Annotated in this window: 1 rRNA gene; it reads right to left on the reverse strand. The window is 45.9% G+C overall.

Features of this window, described 5'->3' with window-relative positions:
- Positions 1-1,573 (reverse strand): 23S ribosomal RNA (locus ACFSQ0_RS02560); the annotation flags it as partial.
- Between the last annotated feature and the right edge of the window lie 58 nt (positions 1,574-1,631).

Here is a 1,631-nt window from a genome sequence, read left to right on the forward strand (position 1 = left end):
TCGCTTTTCTTGGAAGTTGGTCCTATGTATTATCACCGCCGCCGTAGCTTAAGTGTACTATCGTAACCTTGAAGTTACTTCAACGTACTATTCCGTCAGTACGCAACATATACCCAACTCCGTCACTTTTAATATAAAGCAGGTACAGGAATATTAACCTGTTGTCCATCCACTACCCCTTTCGGGTTCGCGTTAGGTCCTGACTAACCCTCAGCTGATTAGCATAGCTGAGGAAACCTTAGTCTTTCGGTGTGCGGGTTTCTCGCCCGCATTATCGTTACTTATGCCTACATTTTCTTTTGTAATAAATCCAGCAACCCTCGCAGATCACCTTCTACTCTATTACAATGCTCCCCTACCACTCTGTATTTACATACAAAATCCATAGCTTCGGTAGTATGTTTATGCCCGATTATTATCCATGCCGAACCGCTCGACTAGTGAGCTGTTACGCACTCTTTAAATGAATGGCTGCTTCCAAGCCAACATCCTAGCTGTCTAAGCAGTTCAACCGCGTTTATTCAACTTAACATACATTTGGGGACCTTAGCTGATGGTCTGGGTTCTTTCCCTCTCGGACATGGACCTTAGCACCCATGCCCTCACTGATATTTAACATTTTATAGCATTCGGAGTTTGTCAGGAATTGGTAGGCGGTGAAGCCCCCGCATCCAATCAGTAGCTCTACCTCTATAAAACTAATAATATCGCTGCACCTAAATGCATTTCGGGGAGTACGAGCTATTTCCGAGTTTGATTGGCCTTTCACCCCTACCCTCAGGTCATCCCAAGACTTTTCAACGTCAACGGGTTCGGTCCTCCACTTTGGGTTAACAAAGCTTCAACCTGCCCAAGGGTAGATCACACGGTTTCGCGTCTACCACTACCAACTTTGCCGCCCTATTAAGACTCGCTTTCGCTACGGGTGCGTACCTGAAGTACTTAACCTTGCTGATAACGGTAACTCGTAGGCTCATTATGCAAAAGGCACGCCGTCATCCCTTAACAGGACTCCGACCGCTTGTAAGCGTATGGTTTCAGGGTCTATTTCACTCCTTTATTCAAGGTTCTTTTCACCTTTCCCTCACGGTACTGGTTCACTATCGGTCTCTCAGTAGTATTTAGCCTTAGCGGATGGTCCCGCCAGATTCATACAGGGTTTCACGTGCCCCGCACTACTCAGGATACCACTATCTGTTACTAAATCTTACCTATACCGGGCTATCACCGTCTATGGCCAAGCTTTCCAACTTGTTCTAGTTCAATTTGCACAGAATGCCGTGGTCCTACAACCCCAATATATCCGTAAACATATTGGTTTGGGCTATTGCGCGTTCGCTCGCCACTACTAACGCAATCACTATTGTTTTCTCTTCCTCCGGGTACTTAGATGTTTCAGTTCTCCGGGTTTGCTTCCTTGCGGATGATATACCTTCAGTATACCGGGTTGCCCCATTCGGATATCTGCGGATCAAATCGTATGTGCCAATCCCCGCAGCTTTTCGCAGCTTATCACGTCCTTCATCGCCTCTGAGAGCCTAGGCATCCCCCATACGCCCTTAATAAGCTTATGTCTTTTACCTAATTTGCTCTTAACTATCTCTAGTTTTAATGTATTTTGTCGCTTATAC

Source organism: Mesonia sediminis, from assembly GCF_042684705.1.
Taxonomy (GTDB): Bacteria; Bacteroidota; Bacteroidia; order Flavobacteriales; family Flavobacteriaceae; genus Mesonia; species Mesonia sediminis.